The organism is Dyadobacter chenhuakuii (genome assembly GCF_023821985.2).
Classification (GTDB): Bacteria; Bacteroidota; Bacteroidia; order Cytophagales; family Spirosomataceae; genus Dyadobacter; species Dyadobacter chenhuakuii.
In genome coordinates this window covers 3,930,048-3,948,583 of the sequence record NZ_CP098805.1, presented here as the reverse complement: position 1 = coordinate 3,948,583, position 18,536 = coordinate 3,930,048, and the positions used below count along the sequence as shown (strand labels likewise).

Annotated in this window: 9 protein-coding genes and 1 tRNA gene; 4 read left to right on the top strand and 6 right to left on the bottom strand. The window is 44.9% G+C overall.

Annotated elements, in window-relative coordinates; translation table 11 throughout:
• The first annotated feature begins 456 nt into the window (after window positions 1-456).
• From NFI80_RS16300 to NFI80_RS16285, 4 genes are all read left to right on the top strand, one after another.
• Window positions 457-3,564 carry an SIR2 family protein gene (locus NFI80_RS16300; protein WP_235165234.1) on the top strand — a complete coding sequence of 1,036 codons (3,108 nt, stop codon included), beginning with the start codon at window positions 457-459 and terminating at the stop codon, window positions 3,562-3,564.
• 82 nt (window positions 3,565-3,646) lie between these two features.
• Window positions 3,647-4,516 (top strand): glycosyltransferase family 32 protein, encoded by an 870-nt coding sequence (locus NFI80_RS16295; RefSeq protein WP_235165233.1) that lies wholly within the window; start codon window positions 3,647-3,649, stop codon window positions 4,514-4,516.
• Complete coding sequence (locus NFI80_RS16290; protein ID WP_255703584.1) at window positions 4,513-6,741, top strand: family 16 glycosylhydrolase; 2,229 nt, start codon at window positions 4,513-4,515, stop codon at window positions 6,739-6,741. Before NFI80_RS16295 ends, NFI80_RS16290 begins: the two co-directional genes overlap by 4 nt.
• On the top strand, window positions 6,738-8,357 hold the full coding sequence (locus NFI80_RS16285) for a carbamoyltransferase C-terminal domain-containing protein (RefSeq protein ID WP_235165231.1): 1,620 nt from the start codon (window positions 6,738-6,740) through the stop codon (window positions 8,355-8,357). The genes NFI80_RS16290 and NFI80_RS16285 overlap by 4 nt, the downstream gene beginning before the upstream one ends.
• Window positions 8,358-8,552: 195 nt before the next feature.
• On the opposite strand, the gene NFI80_RS16280 is transcribed toward NFI80_RS16285, so the two are convergent.
• The 6 genes from NFI80_RS16280 to NFI80_RS16255 form a co-directional block, all read right to left on the bottom strand.
• A complete protein-coding gene (locus NFI80_RS16280) occupies window positions 8,553-9,773 on the bottom strand; it encodes a site-specific integrase (RefSeq protein WP_235165230.1) in 1,221 nt (406 codons plus the stop codon).
• A gap of 250 nt (window positions 9,774-10,023) precedes the next feature.
• Window positions 10,024-10,099 (bottom strand) — tRNA-His (locus NFI80_RS16275).
• Between the two features lie 118 nt (window positions 10,100-10,217).
• Entirely contained in the window at window positions 10,218-10,820 is a 603-nt protein-coding gene (locus NFI80_RS16270; RefSeq protein ID WP_026629244.1) for a superoxide dismutase, read from the bottom strand.
• Between the two features lie 63 nt (window positions 10,821-10,883).
• On the bottom strand, window positions 10,884-11,300 hold the full coding sequence (locus NFI80_RS16265; RefSeq protein WP_211237755.1) for a nucleoside deaminase: 417 nt from the start codon (window positions 11,298-11,300) through the stop codon (window positions 10,884-10,886).
• Between the two features lie 116 nt (window positions 11,301-11,416).
• Window positions 11,417-15,331 (bottom strand): Ig-like domain-containing protein, encoded by a 3,915-nt coding sequence (locus NFI80_RS16260; protein WP_235165229.1) that lies wholly within the window; start codon window positions 15,329-15,331, stop codon window positions 11,417-11,419.
• Between the two features lie 79 nt (window positions 15,332-15,410).
• Window positions 15,411-18,467, bottom strand: coding sequence for a serine hydrolase domain-containing protein (locus NFI80_RS16255; protein ID WP_235165228.1), 3,057 nt, complete (start codon window positions 18,465-18,467; stop codon window positions 15,411-15,413).
• Between the last annotated feature and the right edge of the window lie 69 nt (window positions 18,468-18,536).

The following is an 18,536-nucleotide window of genomic DNA, read 5'->3' as shown; positions in this document are numbered from 1 at the left end:
CTTGTGCTGAGCCGATTTGTGAATCTAGTTTATTGAAATGGGATTTTCGTATCCTGTGTAAATTTGCCCTAGGATCAGAAAGCGTATGGAGGATCCTCTCTGGCTAGCGAAAAAAAGTAGAGTTGGTTTGAGAAAGATTGAAAATGACCCAGGTCAATCAAATGGTTTTGGGAATCTTATAAGCGATATTAACTTCTTCCCGGTTAGAAAAGCTTCTATTTTATCGCAACTATTATATTTTAGGGAGAAGAGACCCTAAAGAATACAATAGATGAATGAGCGGGGTTACTACTTGAAAAGACCTAATTGCTTCCGGATAGTCATAGACTTAATTGTAACTTATAGAATATTTTAGTTAACTTTATTAATATCCCTGAACTAATAATGCTTAGGGGCTAGCTGCTCTCTGTGGTAATCTTTACCAAGCAGTTTTATAAACCCTCATAAAATCGTGTAATGACATTTATTGATAAGAAAGAGTTTCTTAGAAGCTTTGCTATTAGGCCCGACGGCGCATTCAATTTTCTTTTGGGAGCAGGAGCCTCTGTTCAGGCAAATATTCCGGCGGCAGGTACGCTGATCTGGCAATTCAAGCGCAAACTTTATTGCGATACATTGAATTTTAAAGAGGAGAAATTCAAGGATCTCGAATCTGATAGAAATCAGCAAATCTTACAAAGTTATTTTGAGCTTAAAGGAGGCTACCCGAAGCTGTGGTCGGGCGAAGAATATTCGTTTTACTTCGAGAAGTGTTATCCAAAATCCATTGACAGAAAGGCGTTCATCCAACGTATCATTCAGAATAAAAACCCTTCTATCGGGCACAAATGCCTGGGTGTATTATTTGACGTTGGCAAGACAAGCCATATATGGACGACCAACTTCGATGAGCTAATAGAAAATGGGATCAAAGGAGTGAATAACATCGCTCACTTTGAGGTTATTTCCCCGGATAACAACCACCAAATTGCTAATCTAAATAAATATCCTCGCGTACTAAAATTGCATGGCGATTACCGCTATGATCAACTGCAAAACACAACAGAAGAACTGCGATCATTGGAGAATTCGCTTCATCACTACTTTGCTCATAGTCATCTCAGTAGCGGATTAATCGTAATAGGATATAGTGGTAACGACTATTCCGTATTGACAGCTTTCGAGGAAACACTTAACCAGAATAATCCTTTCCCATACGGACTGTATTGGTGTGTCAGAAAAGGTACAAAACCAAATGAGAATCTTGTCAGATTGATCGAGAGAGCAAATGAAAAAAGTAAAGAGAAATTGTCCGGATTTATTGAAATTGAAAGTTTTGATGAATTTCTCTTTGATCTCTATGTAGCTAACCAAAAGCCAAATGCTGACATAGAGAATATTGCTAAAAGTCGTTTTGAGACTCGCAGGCCCTTTGCCTCACCACAGGTGAGTAATAACTTTACACCGATAAAGTTAAACGGGTTAAAGGCCCAAGTATTTCCCAAAAGTGTGTTGGCATTTAAGTCGAATTTGGATGGATGGGCTGAACTGCGGCAAATTTTGGACGGTCAGCCAGTCGTCGGAGCGCTTTCTAAAGGCAATACATTACTCTTTGGCGATATTAACGATGTAAACCATCTATTCAACGGTCGCATTACATCTGAGATACTTACTCTCGATATTGATGATCATATTACTTATCATGAGAATTCGTTTTTTCTGGGAATGTTATACGACATGATCGATTATGACCTCAGCCAAAGATTCGGTCTGAAGATCGATAGCCATCACCGCCGCAAATACTATTCGGAGAACCATCGGCTCGAAAGTGCCGAACTGAATAGTTATAAGACGAGTGCTGTAGTGCCAGTATACGAAGCAGTTGAGATTCAGCTCGAATTTCATAACAAAGAACTATTCTTAACTCTGTTGCCGTCAATATTCATTGATGACCAAGGCTCCTTAACCAAAATTAAGAAACAGGCGATTGCAAATGCAGTGTTTTCGAATCGTAGAAATAGTGCCGTAAATGACAGAGAAAAGCTATGGATATCTATTTTGAGGGGAGATCAGGATCATATCAAATTTGAGCTGGCAGGCTATAAACTCGAATTTGAGACTAATTATGCAAGTGCCGGCATTCCGGTTTCTAAAACGCACACATTTAAGGGTGCGTTTCTAACCGTTGAACCCTGCCTGAATTTTAGCTTATCGGATCGAAACCAACGGTCCAGCCATCCGCTTAGAGGTTTGCTAAGATTCGGCCCGCTGGATCATTCTTACGAAAATGGTAAAATAAACCCTCAGGCGATTAAGCTGGCGATCATATCGCCAATCAGCGGTCTGAGAAAAGTGCAATCACATCTTGCTGGTCTGAACCAGGAAATAGCGAGGAAATCTGAGCGTGATTATCTGATAGATTATGTTCCGTTCGCTTCGATCTATAAACGATACTTAGACATTCCTGAGAATGTTGAAAATAAACTTCTCGAGGTAATTAATGATCAGGAAGTCAGCCAAATGGTTCCTTTGCAGTTCTACGATTTTCTGAAACGTAAAATTGATTATTTCTACACGATTCGTGGAGAATTTGACGTATTGGTGATTTATATTCCTAGCGCTTGGTCACATTTCCGGGAGTTAAAAAACGACAACGTTTACTTTGATCTCCACGATTCTATTAAGTTATATTGCGCCAAAAAGAATATTAAAGTGCAATTTATTGAGGATAAGTCAATTAACTACTTTGATCTTGCAAAAGTCCGTTGGTGGTTATCCCTTGGACTATATGTTAAAGCCAATGGTACACCGTGGAGAAACGAAACTATAAGCGATTCGACAGCTTTTATAGGATTAGATTTTTCGGTCAATAGGATTAATAATGCCACTAGGTTTGTCCTTGGTAGTAGCCATATTTTCGATTCATCGGGGCAGGGCTTAAGATTTTTACTGCAACCAATCGAAAACCCCGTGTTTTACGGCCGGAATCCCTTTATGAGCAAAGAAGACGCTCGTAGACTTATTCTCAAACTAAAGGAAGCTTATTTCAGGCTTGATGGCAATTCCAAATTGGAAAAATTGGTTATTCATAAGGTGCTTCATTATACCAACGATGAAATGCAGGGAATTGCTGAAGCGTTGGAAGGAATAGAAAACATTGAGCTGCTGCAAATCCAAAAATACTCGAATTGGCGGGCGATTAGGGGATTTAAAGATGCCAAGAGCAAAATATCTATTGCAGCTTACCCGGTACAACGAGGAACAGTCATCCAACTGGATGATTTTAGCTTTTTATTATGGACACACGGCTCAGTGCTCGATCAAGATGTTGCAGGTGTAAACAAAGACTATTATCAGAGCACGAGGGGTATTCCTGCTCCGTTGCTGATCAGGAGATTTCGTGGGACTGACCCGATTGAAACAACAGTTAAGGAAGTTCTCGCACTAACGAAGATGAACTGGAACGGCGGCGAGCTTTATAAAATCTTACCTGTAACGCTAGACTTCTCAAAACGGCTGGCTAGGTATGCCAAACAAGCAGAGACTCTACAAGCAACTCCTTATGACTTTCGATTCTTTATGTAAGCATAAATAAGTTCTTAGGATTTATCAAAAACGTTTAAACCATCTTTAGGAGAATTCTGATTATCATTTTTAACGTAAAAAGATGGAAACAAATAGCAACGAAAGTTACGGGGCAGACCCGCTGGAGAAAAGTGAGCGTGCTCGCTCCAATTTTGTAAAAGAATTGGTACAATGCTGCGGTGAACCAGGTCGAACGCCATCAATGAATTTACCCAAGCCACCAAAAAGCATTGTGCAATTTTGGGATGATCTTAGCCGATTGCCCCGGGACGTCAGAGAATGTATGGAGTCTTGGAGGGTACTTGAACGATCCGGATTCGAGCTGCAGTGTTTTGACGAGAACTCATCGAGAGAATTTATCCGAATCCACTTGGGATCAAGATATGAGAAGGCATTTGACAAGTGCTATCATCCTTCAATGAAGTCAGATTACTTCCGTTATAGCTACATCCTCGTAAAAGGTGGCTGTTATATTGATGCCGACGACGTCTATCATGGAGCTTCGATCGATCACCTCTTTACTGATGGGCGGCTGAAACTTCAACCGTTCTGTTACGACATTGCATCGGCTCAAATGGTTTCACCGTCAATTTTTATCAATTCAGGGGCAGACAACCTGAGCTGGATATTCTACTTCAATACCACCCCTATGATTGCATGTCCTAATCACCCTATAATAAAGCGTGCACTGCTAAACGCAACAGCAGCGCTCGAGCAAGAATCAAACGGCGAGTTACCTGAAGTCCAAGCAACCACGGGCCCTGGTAACCTCACGAGATCCATATCTGAGATGATTACCGAGGAAAGTTGCCCGAAAGATGCGCTGCTAGTTTTGCACGACTGGGAGAATACTTCTACAAGTAAATGGCCACTCAGTTACCGGAATGATGAGAGAAACTGGAGACTTTCAAATCAGCAAACCTATCGGGCGTCACGGACGGAAGCGCAATGAATTTAGCACGCCCATCAATAGCAATTATCGGTTATGTTTTTCGATTCTGGTTGAGTCTTCGACGACTGCTGCCTAGGCGAAAGTGTAATGCATTCACTGCTCTCGGTACGGAAAAAGCCCCTGCTATTAACACAGTCTATGTCATTAACCTCGATCGAGAACCTGGTCGCTGGTTTAAGATGCAGCAAGAGCTTACACAAATCTTGGACTCATCTGGAGCTGAAGTTCTGAGGCTCACTAAGCGTTACGCCGCGGTCGATGCCATGCAATTCTCACAGAATCCGGGCATGGACGCTGAAATTGATCCTTTTTATACCCTAAGAGATCAGCTTTTTGTAGAACCTCAACCGTTAGTCCTCCCTACGCGCTTTGAGTTAGACTCTCCAATTCGAATGAGCCGAGCGGAGATTGCGGTCGCCCGCTCACACATCAATATTTGGAAGAAGGTTGCTGCCGGTAGTTGTGAACACGTACTTATCCTTGAAGACGATGCTTGGTTTCATCCTGGATTCGCCAAAGATTTAGATCGCGCGTGGACAGAAATAGTGGCAGAAAATAATACGACAGCCAGATTCGACATTCTTTATGTGTCATACCTTGAAGTAAAGCACGGTGCTCCAAAAAGCTATCTTTCAAAAAATGTGTTTCGGCCAGTGCGTGGGCTCTGGCATTTGTCCGGTTATATTCTCTCGCGCGAAGGTGCAAAGAAACTCCTTCACCTGCTTCCTTGTCGCGGCCCCATTGACCTCTGGATTAATCATCATTTTGAAGCATTAGATGTACGCGCAACTAAAACGTCTCTTATCAGCCAACGACGTGACGTTCGCTCTGGCAATTCATATTCAATACTTCCTGCGCTCACTAAAATCGGTGCAATTACTAGTGAAGGAGCATCCTTATTCAATATACGCCCAATTGAGCGCCCCGTGTTTGCTTTTGGTCCAGAAGGTTCTGGCCATTCATCGCTTGCTATGGCTTTATCCATGCTCGGATACAGATGTTGCAGTGATTTAAACAATTTACCCTCTGTTGAAATGGATCGGCTTGTTGCGGGAAAAGACGATCGAGTTTTTGACGCATATATAAACATTGGATCTTTGAGCGCGAGAATTAGTGAACTCCGAAGCCGCTATCCAAAGGCAAAGTTCATTATTACCACAACCAAAGACAATGCTCGGGATTACGGTCTACTAGGTGACGAAGATGGCCTTAAAAGTGCCGACATTGCTGTGCTTCATCTAGGTGAAGTAAATAAATGGCAAATCGTTTGCGAGCATCTCAAATGTGCTCCACCCGCACTCTCTTTTCCGATGTTGCCGGATCTTGGTCAAAGAGCAATTATCGACGACATTATAGAAGTAGAACAGCTTATGAAATACCAGATACCAAAACGTGATAAATCACCTTGGGTAGTTGAGCTTCGTAGCTGGTGGAAAGGAATTAACGTTGCACCAGCAAAAAATGGTCATGGAGAAAATGGAACATTTGTAAGGATCTCCGATCATTTGGAGCATCTTGACACTCGACGCTGGATTTTAAGAAGCGATACTTTCACGGATAATTTGGCGCTTTTTCGCCCTTCAAACATCGACTTCCGTTCAGGAATTGGGGCTGTATTTTCAATAAAAAAAGAGTCTCTTGGCGTACGAAATTATTCAGCTGCGTCATTATGCAGCCTGGATCAATATTTATTCGGAAAGTTTGAAGCGACCATCCAAGCTTCGAATGCGCCTGGTGTAGTCACAGGCATATTTCTACACCGGAATTCACCGCGACAGGAAATAGATATTGAGATCGCAGGTAATCGCCCAAACCGCCTCTTAGTCAATGTTTTTTACAATCCAGGCGACGAAGGCGCAAATTTCGACTATGGCTACCGAGGTGCTCCAACCTATATTGAATTAGGGTTCGACGCATCCAAAACATGCCATCGCTTTGCTATTGAATGGAGCCCACACGAGATTTGCTGGTTAGTGGACGATAAACTGATTCATAGACGTGCAGTCTGGGATCCTACACCGATCCCAAATCTCCCAATGACGTTCCATGTAAACAGTTGGCTAACTCGTTCTACCCAACTCGCCGGGCGAATCAATAACGGACGCCTCCCTGCAACCACAATAGTCGGTGGGATCGCTCTGGAGGCAAATCGTGTCATGCATGCTGATCAACAACGGTCACAAAATAAATCAGGGAATTTTAATTCAAGTCAGCCAGCGCGATGAAAATATTATCATTCAATCCGGGTCACGATGGCGCTTTTACTTATCTTGAAGATGGACATTTAATTACCTCTATTGAGGCTGAGAAACACTCTCGTTATCGACACTCGCCATTGTCCATTCCAGACGTGTTCAGCGTACTTGGTGAACTCAAAGAAGTGCCTGATGTACTTTGCAGAGGCGGGTGGTGGCCTAGCGATACGCATTTATCTGAACAGCGCTTTCATGCCGGATATCATGGCGTCAAAAACAGAGACATAATTGTTGACCAACAACGTTTTTTGGGAAAGACGGTTAAATACTTCTCATCATCGCACGAACGTTCTCATCTTCTATGTGCTTTTGGTATGTCAAATTTGCCAAAAGGAACTCCGTGCTATGCATTACTATGGGAAGGGGTAATCGGATCTTTTTATAAAATCGACGCTGCCTTGAACATTACAAAGCTCGCTGATGTCATGCCTGAACCCGGACATCGGTATGCCCTGCTCTACGCCCTGGCAGATCCAACCTTCAATAAAAGCACAGCCGAATTCTCCAGATTTTCTGATGCAGGAAAGCTTATGGCTTTGGCTTCTTTTTCGAAGCGAAGCAAAGCTTCGGATGAAGAGGAGAAAATAATTGCGTTTCTCATGCAGAATTGCTTGCACCTTACGCCGAAGGAGTGTGAAGCTCTGAAGTATTGCCAACACTATAATATAGGGGTTGAAGATCAGGAGTTTCGTAATTTCGCGGGTATCTTCAGTGATAGAATATTTGATCGATTCTATCAATATGCCGAGTCAAATCTAACAAGAGGGGTACCATTGCTCATTTGCGGGGGATGCGGATTAAATTGTGATTGGAACACCAAATGGAGAGAGACTAATTTTTTTTCAGAGATTTTTGTGCCACCTGTTGCGAACGATTCAGGATCGGCGATCGGCACAGCGATTGATGCGCAATTCCATTTTACAGGGAATCCTAAAATAAATTGGAATGTTTATTCCGGTCTTGAATTCGCTGCCGATGACGCATTTGATGCATCTTTATTTGATGTACACGAAACAAACTACACGATGATAGCCGACATGCTGGCTAATAATCTAATCGTCGGATGGGTAAACGGAAAATACGAAATTGGGCCACGCGCATTGGGAAATCGTTCAATTCTTGCTTCTCCATTCCATGAAAAAACGAGGGTGCGGTTGAATGAGATTAAACAACGCGAACAGTTTCGTCCGATCGCGCCCGTCTGTCTAGAAGAAGATGCGAAGAGTTGGTTTGGCTGCATTTATCCGAGTCCATTTATGCTCTACACGCAGCTTGTTTCTACGAATGCGCTAGCAGCAGTGACTCATGTTAATCGAACAGCACGCCTTCAAACCGTGTCAAGTTTAACTAACAGCCATCTACATGAACTGCTTACAGCATTCAAAGTTCGGACCGGTTACGGCGTCTTATGCAATACGTCCTTGAATTTTAAAGGAAGAGGATTCATAAACAACATAACTGATCTCTCAGCATATACGATAGAACACAATTTGGATGGCTTTGTGATTGGAAGACGAGGCTACATGTTGAAGTCATCTAAAAATTACCAGGCCTACTTGGCAATAACAAATCAAGTGGCTAGCTAGAAAAGCAATGTTAGCCCCCCAGCTATAATCAGACCTTTAACTAATACCAACAAACGCGACAATTTAAGATAACCGCCTAAATGTCATGATAGGCTCACGATATTTAGGCGATCATTTTATTCGTATTCACCTATCGCATAGCACACGCAAGCTCTTGTATAAACTTATGATTAGATAGGTCATGTTGTAATTTCGCTACATCCCTTTCAACCGCTCCCGCAACCCCTTCATATCCTCACTAATCTTCACATCCAGTATCTTAGCATAAATCATAGTCTGCTTCAAAGACCGATGCCCCAGCATCTTCGAAACCGTCTCAATAGGCACCTTATTACTCAGCGTCACCGTAGTAGCGAACGTGTGCCTTGCAATATGAAAGGTTAGCGTTTTAGAAATCCCGCACAGGTTAGCAATCTCCTTCAAATAAGCGTTCATCTTCTGATTACTCAGAACTGGCAGCACGACACCCGCGGCACAGCATTGCGGATGATCCTTATACTTCTCAATAATTTCCAGCGCAGTATCCAGCAGCGGAATACGTGTAGGCGCATCCGTTTTCTGGCGGGTCGTATCAATCCACGGCTCGCCATCCATTCCAACTACAATATCTGTTGTCTTCAACTGCTTCACATCTACATAAGCTAATCCAGTGTAACAGCAGAACAGAAAGACGTCCCGCACCTGGCTGATTCTTTCAACTTCGAATACTTTTTCAGTGAGTCGTTTTAGTTCTTCCCTCGACAGCGGGTTCTTCACAACTTCTTTCTTGGTCAACTTGAAGCCTTGAAACGGATCTTTTTTCAACCACTTATTATTGACACAAATCAACACAACCTTTTTCAAGTTGCTCATGTACTTGATCGCAGAGTTATGGTTGCAGCCTCGCGCACTACGCAGCCAGAAATTGAATTCAGTAATAAATTCATAATTCAAATCCCTGATCGCCATATCATCCTTCTTGTACTTCCATTTGATGAAGGAAGCAGTGTGTTCCTTTGCTGTCTTATAGCGCTTCAAAGTAAGCGGCGCGAACTCTTGGCCGACCAAGGCTTCCATTTGCTCATTATGGTGCTGGAAGACTTCAAGGATAGTGCGAGTCTCATTGCTCTTACCAAGCAGAACATTCTTCAATGCTTCGGCTGTCAATTCCTTGTCATCCTCGATCAGAATCTTCTTCGCTTGAAATACTTTTGAGCTCAGCATGTCCAGGTAGGCATTGAGCGTGCGGGTGTCTTCTTTTTGGCCGGTGGCTCTACCCGCATCTGCATTCCATCTGGTAGGGCTCCAAAGCAGTTTAGTGGACATTTCGACAGACTTGCCGTCCACCGTAATTCTGAGGTAAACATAACGTAAACCCTCCTTTTGATACTTGGCGTGTTTCAAATAGAAAAGCAGACCAAATGTTTTCTCCAACATAACACAAGCGTTTAAAAGTGGTTAAATATCGAATTACCACGCTTGCCAATCAAGATGTTTACGGCGTAAACATCTTGCTATCAATTTGTTATGCCGTTTCCAGTGAGTCTTTTTCTCAAAGTGAGTGAACTACACGAAAGACTCACTGGAAACATGGGAATTTTTGCATTTTTTGATATAATCTGAAAAACAAAAATGCCCGCAAATCATTGATTTACAGGCATTTTGTTTGACTTTGAACTTATTTCAAGGGAGGGAGACGGGTCTCGAACCCGCGACCTCTAGAACCACAATCTAGCGCTCTAACCGACTGAGCTACAACCTCCGTTCTGAGGGGAAAACCCCTTTCGAGGACACAAAATTAGGAAAAGGTTTGAAGGTTACAAGGCGAATGGTGCACTTTTTTTTCAACCTTCAAACCTAAATCTATATTTTCAACCCTAATTACGCGCCAACATAAAGAGCGTCAGCAGCTTTCCAGTCCACTACGTTCCAATATGCGTCGATGTAATCCGGGCGCTTGTTTTGATATTTCAGGTAATATGCGTGTTCCCACACGTCCAAACCGATGATCGGCGTTCCTTTTGCTTCCGCAATGTCCATCAATGGGTTGTCCTGGTTTGGGGTAGAAGTGATGGCTACGCCGTCGCCGGATTTGATCAACCATGCCCAGCCTGAACCAAAACGGCCTGTGGCTGCTTTTTTGAACTCGTCTTTGAAAGCCTGGAATGATCCGAATTTCGCTGTGATCGCTTTGCCGAGTTCGCCTGTTGGTTCGCCGCCGCCGTTTGGAGAAAGTGATTTCCAGAAAAATGCGTGGTTCCAGTGACCACCGCCATTGTTACGAACCGGTGCCGGTGCTTTGCTGATGTTTGCAACGATTTCTTCTATGCTTTTGCCTTCCAGCTCAGTGCCAGCTACCGCTGCATTCAAATTGGTAACATATGCCTGATGGTGACGGTCGTGATGTATCTCCATGGTCAATGCGTCGAAATGTGGTTCCAATGCATTGTTTGCGTAAGGTAAGGGATCTAGTGTAAACGCCATTTTCAGTGTAGTTTAATGTTTAAAAAATATGCTGTATCACTAGGCTAACAGCAGAAAAAGGCTTTATGTTCTTAATCTCTTAAAAAATTTGAGTAGCAGTTCCTGCGATTCGGTTGCCAAAATTCCGGTTGTGAGCGTCGTTTTGGGGTGCAAAATTGCCTTGCCGAGCCTCGAAAATCCACGCTTTTCATCGGCAGCACCAAACACCACGCGGTTCATTTGCGTCCAATAGAGCGCGCCGGCGCACATGACACAAGGTTCGAGTGTTACGTACAATGTGCAATCCTGAAGATATTTAGATCCTAGATTATCTGACGCGGCGGTGATCGCAATCATCTCTGCGTGAGCAGTTACGTCATGTAATTTTTCGGTTTGGTTATAGCCCTTCCCAATAATCCGCTCGCCAATCACAACGACCGCGCCGACGGGAATTTCACCTTCTTCGTACGCTTTTTCAGCTTGCCGCATGGCTTCAGTCATGAAGTAATTGTCAAGAATGTCTGCCTGAATGTTCAATGTATGATTCGTTTATGAATGAAAACGGGACATTCATTGCCAAGCAATAAATGTCCCGTTTGTAGCTTACTGTGTCCTAATTATGGCTTCATAACGCGCCAAACGGTGCTCCTGTTTCCGTTCGTAACCCTCAGCAGGTAAAGTCCGGAAGGGTAGGAGGAGAAGTCTACGTCTGTTACTTTCTGGTTGATGTTTTTCACTGCGCGGGAGCGGCCGTTAAGGTCAATAACCTCTGCGCGGGCTTCTCTTGGCGCAATAATGCCGTCAATTTCCACGGTGCATTGTGTTGTCACAAGCGTTGGATAAACCTTCACCCAATCAGCAGATGCAGGCGGCTCAACGCCCAGGATCGGGTCAACCTGAACCCTTGCGCTGCCAGCCCCTTTGCCGGTTCCACAGCCATTGGTCACCTTCGAAATAGTATAAATGGTCGTAGCTTTTGGCGCTAGTTTGAATGTATAGGGAGTCACAGATGCAGTGATCAGCGAGTCTTTTGTGCCATTGCTTAATGTAAACGTCCACGGTGCTTTTCCTGTGGTTTCAATTTTCATATCCGCTTTATCGCCCATCAGGATCGTTTGGGTGCCGGTAATTGTAGCAACCGGAAGCGGACTTGCCGTAATGGTGATCGCGCTTACGCTGCCTTTAACGGTAAAGTCGGGGTTTTTGCCAGAGCTCACCACGCGAACGTAATAGCTTCCTGCCAGCGTCGTATCCGGGAATGTGGCAGTAATGATATTGGACGAGGCAACGGATGGAATGCTGATAAATTTGGCATCTGTATTCTCCGTAGCGATCTGTACTTTAAACGTGTTTTCGGAAGGGAAATCGCCTGACTGCTGGAATGGAACACTGAACGTTTTTCCTGCACAAGCTTCTGCCACCGACGGATTCCCTGAATTAATGGTAGGGACTTTTACCGTTACCAATGCGCTGCCAATTGGTAAACCTTTACCACAAGCGTTGGCAACTTCGGTTAGCAAATAAGTCGTAGTCGTGACCGGCTTAACCATAATCTCGTGGTTAATCTGATCAGTTGTGTCGGTTTTGCCGTCTGAAAGTGCATACATCCATGGGCCATCGCCTGTAAATTTGACCCTGATCGTAGCGGTTTGTCCCAGATCAATTGTAGTGTTGCCGGAGATCGTTGCCGATGGCAATGCTTTGATATGGATCTTGATCTCTTCTTTCGGGCTTTCGCAGCCGTTTGTGCCGGTTTGTGTTACATAGAAAGAATAATCCTGTACTTTTTCTGTAAACGGCGTAAACGGAACGCCTTGAAAATCAGTATCAGTTGAATTGCGATACCATTTCAGGATGGAGCCCGTTGCATCCAGTCTTGGAGCCACTTCATTCTGGCAGTAAGCCAGTTGCGTGGTAGTTTGTGGTTTTGGTGTTGTATTGATTTTTACATCAATTTTCGCACGGTCGCTGAAGCAGCCTTCCAGAGATTGGCCAACAAAATAAGAGGTCGTACCGCCTTCTGCCGTAGAAGGGATCGGAGCCGCATCGCTGGCGTCACCCCCTGTTGCATTGGTTCCGTACCATTTCAAAATCCCATCTTTTACAGGCGTAGCAGTTAGCGGCTGCGCGACAACAAACTGGCAGATTTCAACGGTTTGGTTGGCGATTGTTGGTAGGACTGGAAGTGGTTTTACGCGGATTTTTTGCGGAACTCTGGTTGCGCTTTCGCAAGATTTAGAGATTTGCGTTGCATAATAGATTGTCTCGCCCGCATTTTTAAGGTTAATGGATGGTGCAGTTTTGGAAGCAACTCCACCAGTAGCAACAGAATACCAGTTTACAGTATTTCCAGCAGCAGGTTGCGCTGCAAAAGTATACGTTTTGTCCGCACGTTCCTGACAGAATGCCTCGGATACTGTTGGCAATGCAGAAGGTCGGGCATTTACTATTACCTCAACCTCAGCACGTGAACTTTCGCATACAAGCGATCCGTATGTGGTAGACTGGGTGACGTAAAAAGTTGTCGTTGATGGTGTTGCCGTTTTCGGTGTTGGAGGAGTAGTATTCCCAGTTACATCGTTGGAAGCTGAATACCATTTGAAAGTCGAGCCGGAAGGAATAAGGGCTTTTGGGGTTTCACCTACACAATATTCTATCGGCGTAGTAACTGTTGGTTTGGCAGCTTCCCTTACATTAACAATAATTTCAACACGCTCACTTTCACATTTCGTGGTTTCGTTACGCTGGCTAACAAAGTATGAATAAGATTTTGCTTCGGTGTTAAGAGGTGTGGGTGCTGTCGTAGAGCCTGTGCCGCCTGTTGCAGCGGTGTACCATAACAATGTATGGTTAGCTAGCGGAGTTGCTTTTAAAGGAGCTGCTGCTGTTGGTGCTTGGCAAATTGCAAGTGGTGTTGTAACTGTCGGCCCTGCAAATTTCTTGCAGCCTACAGTGATAACGATTTCCGCCCTCTCACTTTCGCAGCCCTTAGCATTGGTTTGAGAGACAAAATAGCTTGTAGATCCGGGGCTAACGGTTGCTGGTTTAGGAGCTGAATTAAGAGCAGATCCACCTGACGCCGCAGTGTACCATTTTAAATTTGTGCCAACAGCCGTTAAAACAGGTGCGTTATCTCCGACCTCATAAGTTTTGTTTGATACAGTTGGTTTTTCAGGTGGGGTACAATCGGTTATAGTAACGATTATTTCTGCCCTCTCGCTTTCACAGCCACTCGCATTTGTTTGGGACACAAAATAGCTTGTTTTCCCTGCTGTTGTCGTTGCAGGTTTAGGCGCTCCATTCAAAGCTGTTCCACCTGACGCCGCTGCGTACCATTTTAAATTGGTGCCAACAGCCGTTAAAACAGGTGGGTTGTCTCCAACTTCATAAGTTTTATTTGAAACAGTTGGTTTCTCAGGTGGAGTGCAATTGGTTATAGTAACTATTATCTCTGCTCGCTCACTTTCACAACCACTCGCATTTGTTTGGGACACAAAATAGCTTGTTTTCCCCGCGGTAGTCGTTGAGGGCTTCGGAGCACTTGCTAAGGCATTTCCTCCGGTTGCTGCTGTATACCATTTTAAATCATCACCAACCGCCGTAAGTATAGGTGCGTTATCGCCAATTTCATAGGTCTTGTTAGCAACTGTTGGCTTTGCTGGTGGTGTGCAGGCAGTGATAGTTACAACGATTTCTGCCCTTTCGCTTTCGCAGCCGCTCGCGTTTGTTTGCGAAACGAAATAACTGGTGGATCCAGGAGTAGTTGTTGATGGCTTGGGAGCTCCATTTAGTTCATTTCCACCTGATGCTGCTGAATACCATTTCAAATTCGTACCATCTGCAGTGAGGGCAGGTGCATTAGCCCCGACCTCATAGGTTTTATCGGTCACAACAGGCTTAGCAGGCGGTGTACATGCCGTTTTTGTAACATTAACAACGATTTGGGCCCGGTCGCTTTCGCAGCCGCTTACGGTTTGGCTTACGAAATAGTTTTGGGTTCCTTCGGCTTTGGTATCGGGGACGGGGATGGTTGCTGATCCGGCGGCGCTGGTTACGGTGTCATACCATTTCAGGCCTGTGCCGGTTGCGATTAATGCTACGGCTTTGTCGCCCACTTCGTAAGCCACGGGTGATGTTACGGTTGGCTTTGCCGGAATCGCATTTATTTTGATTGAAGCGCTTTCAGAAGTTGCTATGGCTGGCACCAGTAATACGAAACCTATGACGCGTATTTTATATCCGTCACCACTAGCGGTTCCGTTTGGAATGGTTACCGAAATCGGAGAAGTAGCGGACGAGCCCAGATCTGTGGGCGCGGCAAACGAGCCGGAAGCGTCAGATAATTGAGCGGTGTAATTTGTCGGAGCTAAAAGAATGTCTTTTGCAGTAAACTTGACCGAAACGGTCCCGCCGGCACAGACCTCAACTGGGTCTACAGCATCCGTTTTGATTGTCTGGCCAAATGAATTTGCTACGCATAAAACCGCAGCCAGAATTGTAAAAATACTCTTTTTAATAAATGTTCTGTTCATGTATCTGTCTTAATATCTTTCCGCTAACCTGTTTGTCTGGTAAAGTTAGAGATATTTTTCAAATACACTTTCGACTCGATTAAGGAAGCTCGCTTTTCCTTTCAATAAGTGAACTGTAGACTACATCCTGGATTTTCCGACGCGTGCGCTGCGTAGTAATAGCCGTGTTTTCAGGGTCTGGATTGACGCGGTTGGAGAGAAAAATAAATACCAGATCTTCTTCCGGATCGATCCAGACCATAGTTCCCGTAAAGCCCGTGTGACCGAATGAATTCACAGACGCCTGTGGAGATACGTAAGAACTGTTTCCATCATTCGGTGCTTTGTCCCAGCCCAGGCCGCGGTGGTGGGATTCGTCATAAACCCTTGAAAAAAGCGGAACGGTCGCATTCTCGAAATATCTGCGTCCCGCATAATTTCCCTTCCAAAGGTTCATCTGGAACAAGATAGCAAGGTCACGCGCCGTGCCGAAAAGTCCCGCATGTCCCGCAACGCCGCCCACAATGGCCGACATCTGGTCGTGCACAGTTCCCTGCAAAAGCTGGTTACGAAAACGGTAATCCTGCTCGGTAGGCGCAATTTGTTTTTCGGAAAAACGGCGCAGCGGATTGAAACCCAGATAAGCCAGGCCCAACGGTTCATAAATGTTGGCCGAAACAAAAATGTCGAGCGGCTGACCGGTCACTTTTTCAACGATCTTCTGCAATGTCAGGAAGCCAAGATCGCTGTACAGATAACCGTAACTTCCCGACCTGTCTTTGCGATTGTTCATCGGCGATTCCACCACCCATTTCCAAACCGAATCACGCATTGCGCCTTTGGCAAAAAGCTTTGGGGCAACTTGCAGATAATAGGATGTGTCCGCTTTGGAACTATAATATTCGGGAAGCAGGCCGCCTGCACTGGTTTTGGTCCTGTCCCAAAGCGGCGGATAAAACGAAACCAGGCCCGATCTGTGCAAAAGCAAATCTCTGACCGTGAAATTCTGCTTGTTGGTGCCCATCAATTCAGGCAAATAAGTGGATGCTTTTTGGTCCAGATCGATTTGTTTGCGGTCGTAAAGCAGCATAACAGCCTGCAATGTGGCCGACACTTTGGTCAGTGAGGCAAGGTCGTAAATGGTCTCCGAAGTCACACGGTCTGGTGTGCGGTAACTTAGGGCGCCGAATTGTTTGTCATAAATGATCTTTCCTTTTCTTGACACCAAAACCTCACACCCCGGAAAAACATGGTCATTCACAGCCGCTGTTGCCAGCTCATCGATCCGTTTCAGCGAACTGCCGTCCATACCCACGCTTTCAGGCGTTCCGAAGGCGATCCGGTTGATGGTAGTCGTGGTAACGCCGCTTCCCGCTTTGTATGAAAGTACAGAAACAGGAAGGCGGCCTTGTGATTTTAAGGCGCCGAAAATGATTTGCGGCACAATTTCCTGCTGATCCTTCCCATCCTGGCTTGCGCAGATCAGCGCATCGGTTTCAGGGAAAAACTGAATGCTGTAAGGCGTGCCGAACAAGCACAGGATCACTTTTTTGTTTTGTAATTTCAATTGATTTACAAAATCCACCATCCCCGTCGTAACGCCGTAATTGCTTTTGGGATTAGACGTTATGCCGTGCACATCTACGATTACTGTGTTATAATTAGACAAATAGCCAATCATTTCAGCGATCTGCGCCTGTGAAGTCGGTCCTTCGTAGAATGTGTAGGAACGCATCGGTTTGTAAGTCGAAAGCATTTTCTGGAACGCCACGCTGCTTCCATCCCCGATGCTTACAGAAGCCATTTTATCATCCATTACCGAGCCGATCGGCAGCAGATCATTGTTATTTTTAACAACCGTCACCGACGCCTCGCAAAGTTCGCGATAGAGTTCTTTGCTCTTTTCGGTGTTCAGGTCAGCGTGAAGATTATTGGTGTCAATGGGCTTGTACTGGCTCAATCCTGACCAGTATTTGGCCTGCAAAATGCGTTTTACCTTATCGTCAATGATCTTTTCGCTGATCCTTTTGGAATCAATGGCGTCTTTAATCTTGGCAACGGTTTCGGCAATGCTTTCTGGATAAAGGAGAATGTCGTTTCCGGCGATCAATGCTTTTAGATTCACTTCTGCGGCCTTTCCGGTTTTCAAAACACCGCGCATGTTCATGGCGTCCGTAAAAACCAACCCGCGGAAGCCCAGATCCTTGCGCAAAAGACCGGTAACCACTTTGTCAGACAGCGAGCTGGCCAGATTTGGGGTGCTATCCAATGCCGGAATGAACAAATGACCATTTAAAACGCCCATCAGACTGTCCGCGATCATCGCGCGGTAAGGATAAAGATCCGTTTCGGTAAGCTGGTCTATGGAATGCGTGAGAACGGGCAATGTAAAATGCGAATCCGCATCCGTATCGCCGTGGCCAGGGAAATGCTTGGCGGTGGCAATGATCTTGTTGTGCTGCAAACCTTTCATATAAGCAATCGCCTTGCGCGTCACATTATCGCGGTCCTCGCCAAATGAACGAATGCCGATCACAGGGTTGCCCGGATTGCTGTTAATGTCCGAAACAGGCGCAAAATTGATCTGTATGCCCAAACGGCTGCATTGACGGGCAATGTCGCTGCCCATTCTGTAAACGAGTGCGTCGTCCTGGATCGAGCCAAGCACCATTTGTTTTGGAAAAGAAATCGTGCTGTCGAGGCGCATACCCAGGCCCCATTCACCGTCGATGCCGATAAATAACGGAATGTTGGAATGCGATTGATAGCGGTTTGTGAGCTGCGCTTGTCCTACCGGGCCGCCCTGGAAGAAGATCAGTCCACCGATATGGAAGTCGCTGATCAGCCTGTCAATGTATTTATAATGTGATTCGTCGCGATTCGAGAATGTGGCCACCATGAAAAGCTGGCCTATTTTCTGTTCAATCGTCAGCGATTTTAAAGTGCTGTCTACCCACTCATTTTCTGGCAACACCAGCACAGGATCCAGTCTCTTTTTGACTTTTTTAGCAGGCTGTCTTACTGTTTCAGGCAATGCTACAACAGGCTCATCAACAGACCGTATGCGCTTCCAGGCAACGGAAACCATTGAGGTTAAAATGACCAGAACGACCACACTTACAACTAAACGAAACCGGCTTAACAACCAATTTTTCATACTCCGAACTACTGATTTTAAAGAGGGAATGTTAGGTTACCTGAATTTTGCACTGCTCAAATGAATTTA

What these genes read in the sequence shown, in the direction of transcription:
- NFI80_RS16295 (WP_235165233.1), top strand. Translation starts at nt 3,647, where the DNA reads ATGGAAACAAATAGCAACGAAAGTTACGGGGCAGACCCGCTGGAGAAA.
- NFI80_RS16285 (WP_235165231.1), top strand. Translation starts at nt 6,738, where the DNA reads ATGAAAATATTATCATTCAATCCGGGTCACGATGGCGCTTTTACTTAT.
- NFI80_RS16270 (WP_026629244.1), bottom strand. Translation starts at nt 10,820, where the DNA reads ATGGCGTTTACACTAGATCCCTTACCTTACGCAAACAATGCATTGGAA.
- NFI80_RS16265 (WP_211237755.1), bottom strand. Translation starts at nt 11,300, where the DNA reads ATGACTGAAGCCATGCGGCAAGCTGAAAAAGCGTACGAAGAAGGTGAA.
- NFI80_RS16255 (WP_235165228.1), bottom strand. Translation starts at nt 18,467, where the DNA reads ATGAAAAATTGGTTGTTAAGCCGGTTTCGTTTAGTTGTAAGTGTGGTC.
- NFI80_RS16290 (WP_255703584.1), top strand. Translation starts at nt 4,513, where the DNA reads ATGAATTTAGCACGCCCATCAATAGCAATTATCGGTTATGTTTTTCGA.
- NFI80_RS16300 (WP_235165234.1), top strand. Translation starts at nt 457, where the DNA reads ATGACATTTATTGATAAGAAAGAGTTTCTTAGAAGCTTTGCTATTAGG.
- NFI80_RS16280 (WP_235165230.1), bottom strand. Translation starts at nt 9,773, where the DNA reads ATGTTGGAGAAAACATTTGGTCTGCTTTTCTATTTGAAACACGCCAAG.
- NFI80_RS16260 (WP_235165229.1), bottom strand. Translation starts at nt 15,331, where the DNA reads ATGAACAGAACATTTATTAAAAAGAGTATTTTTACAATTCTGGCTGCG.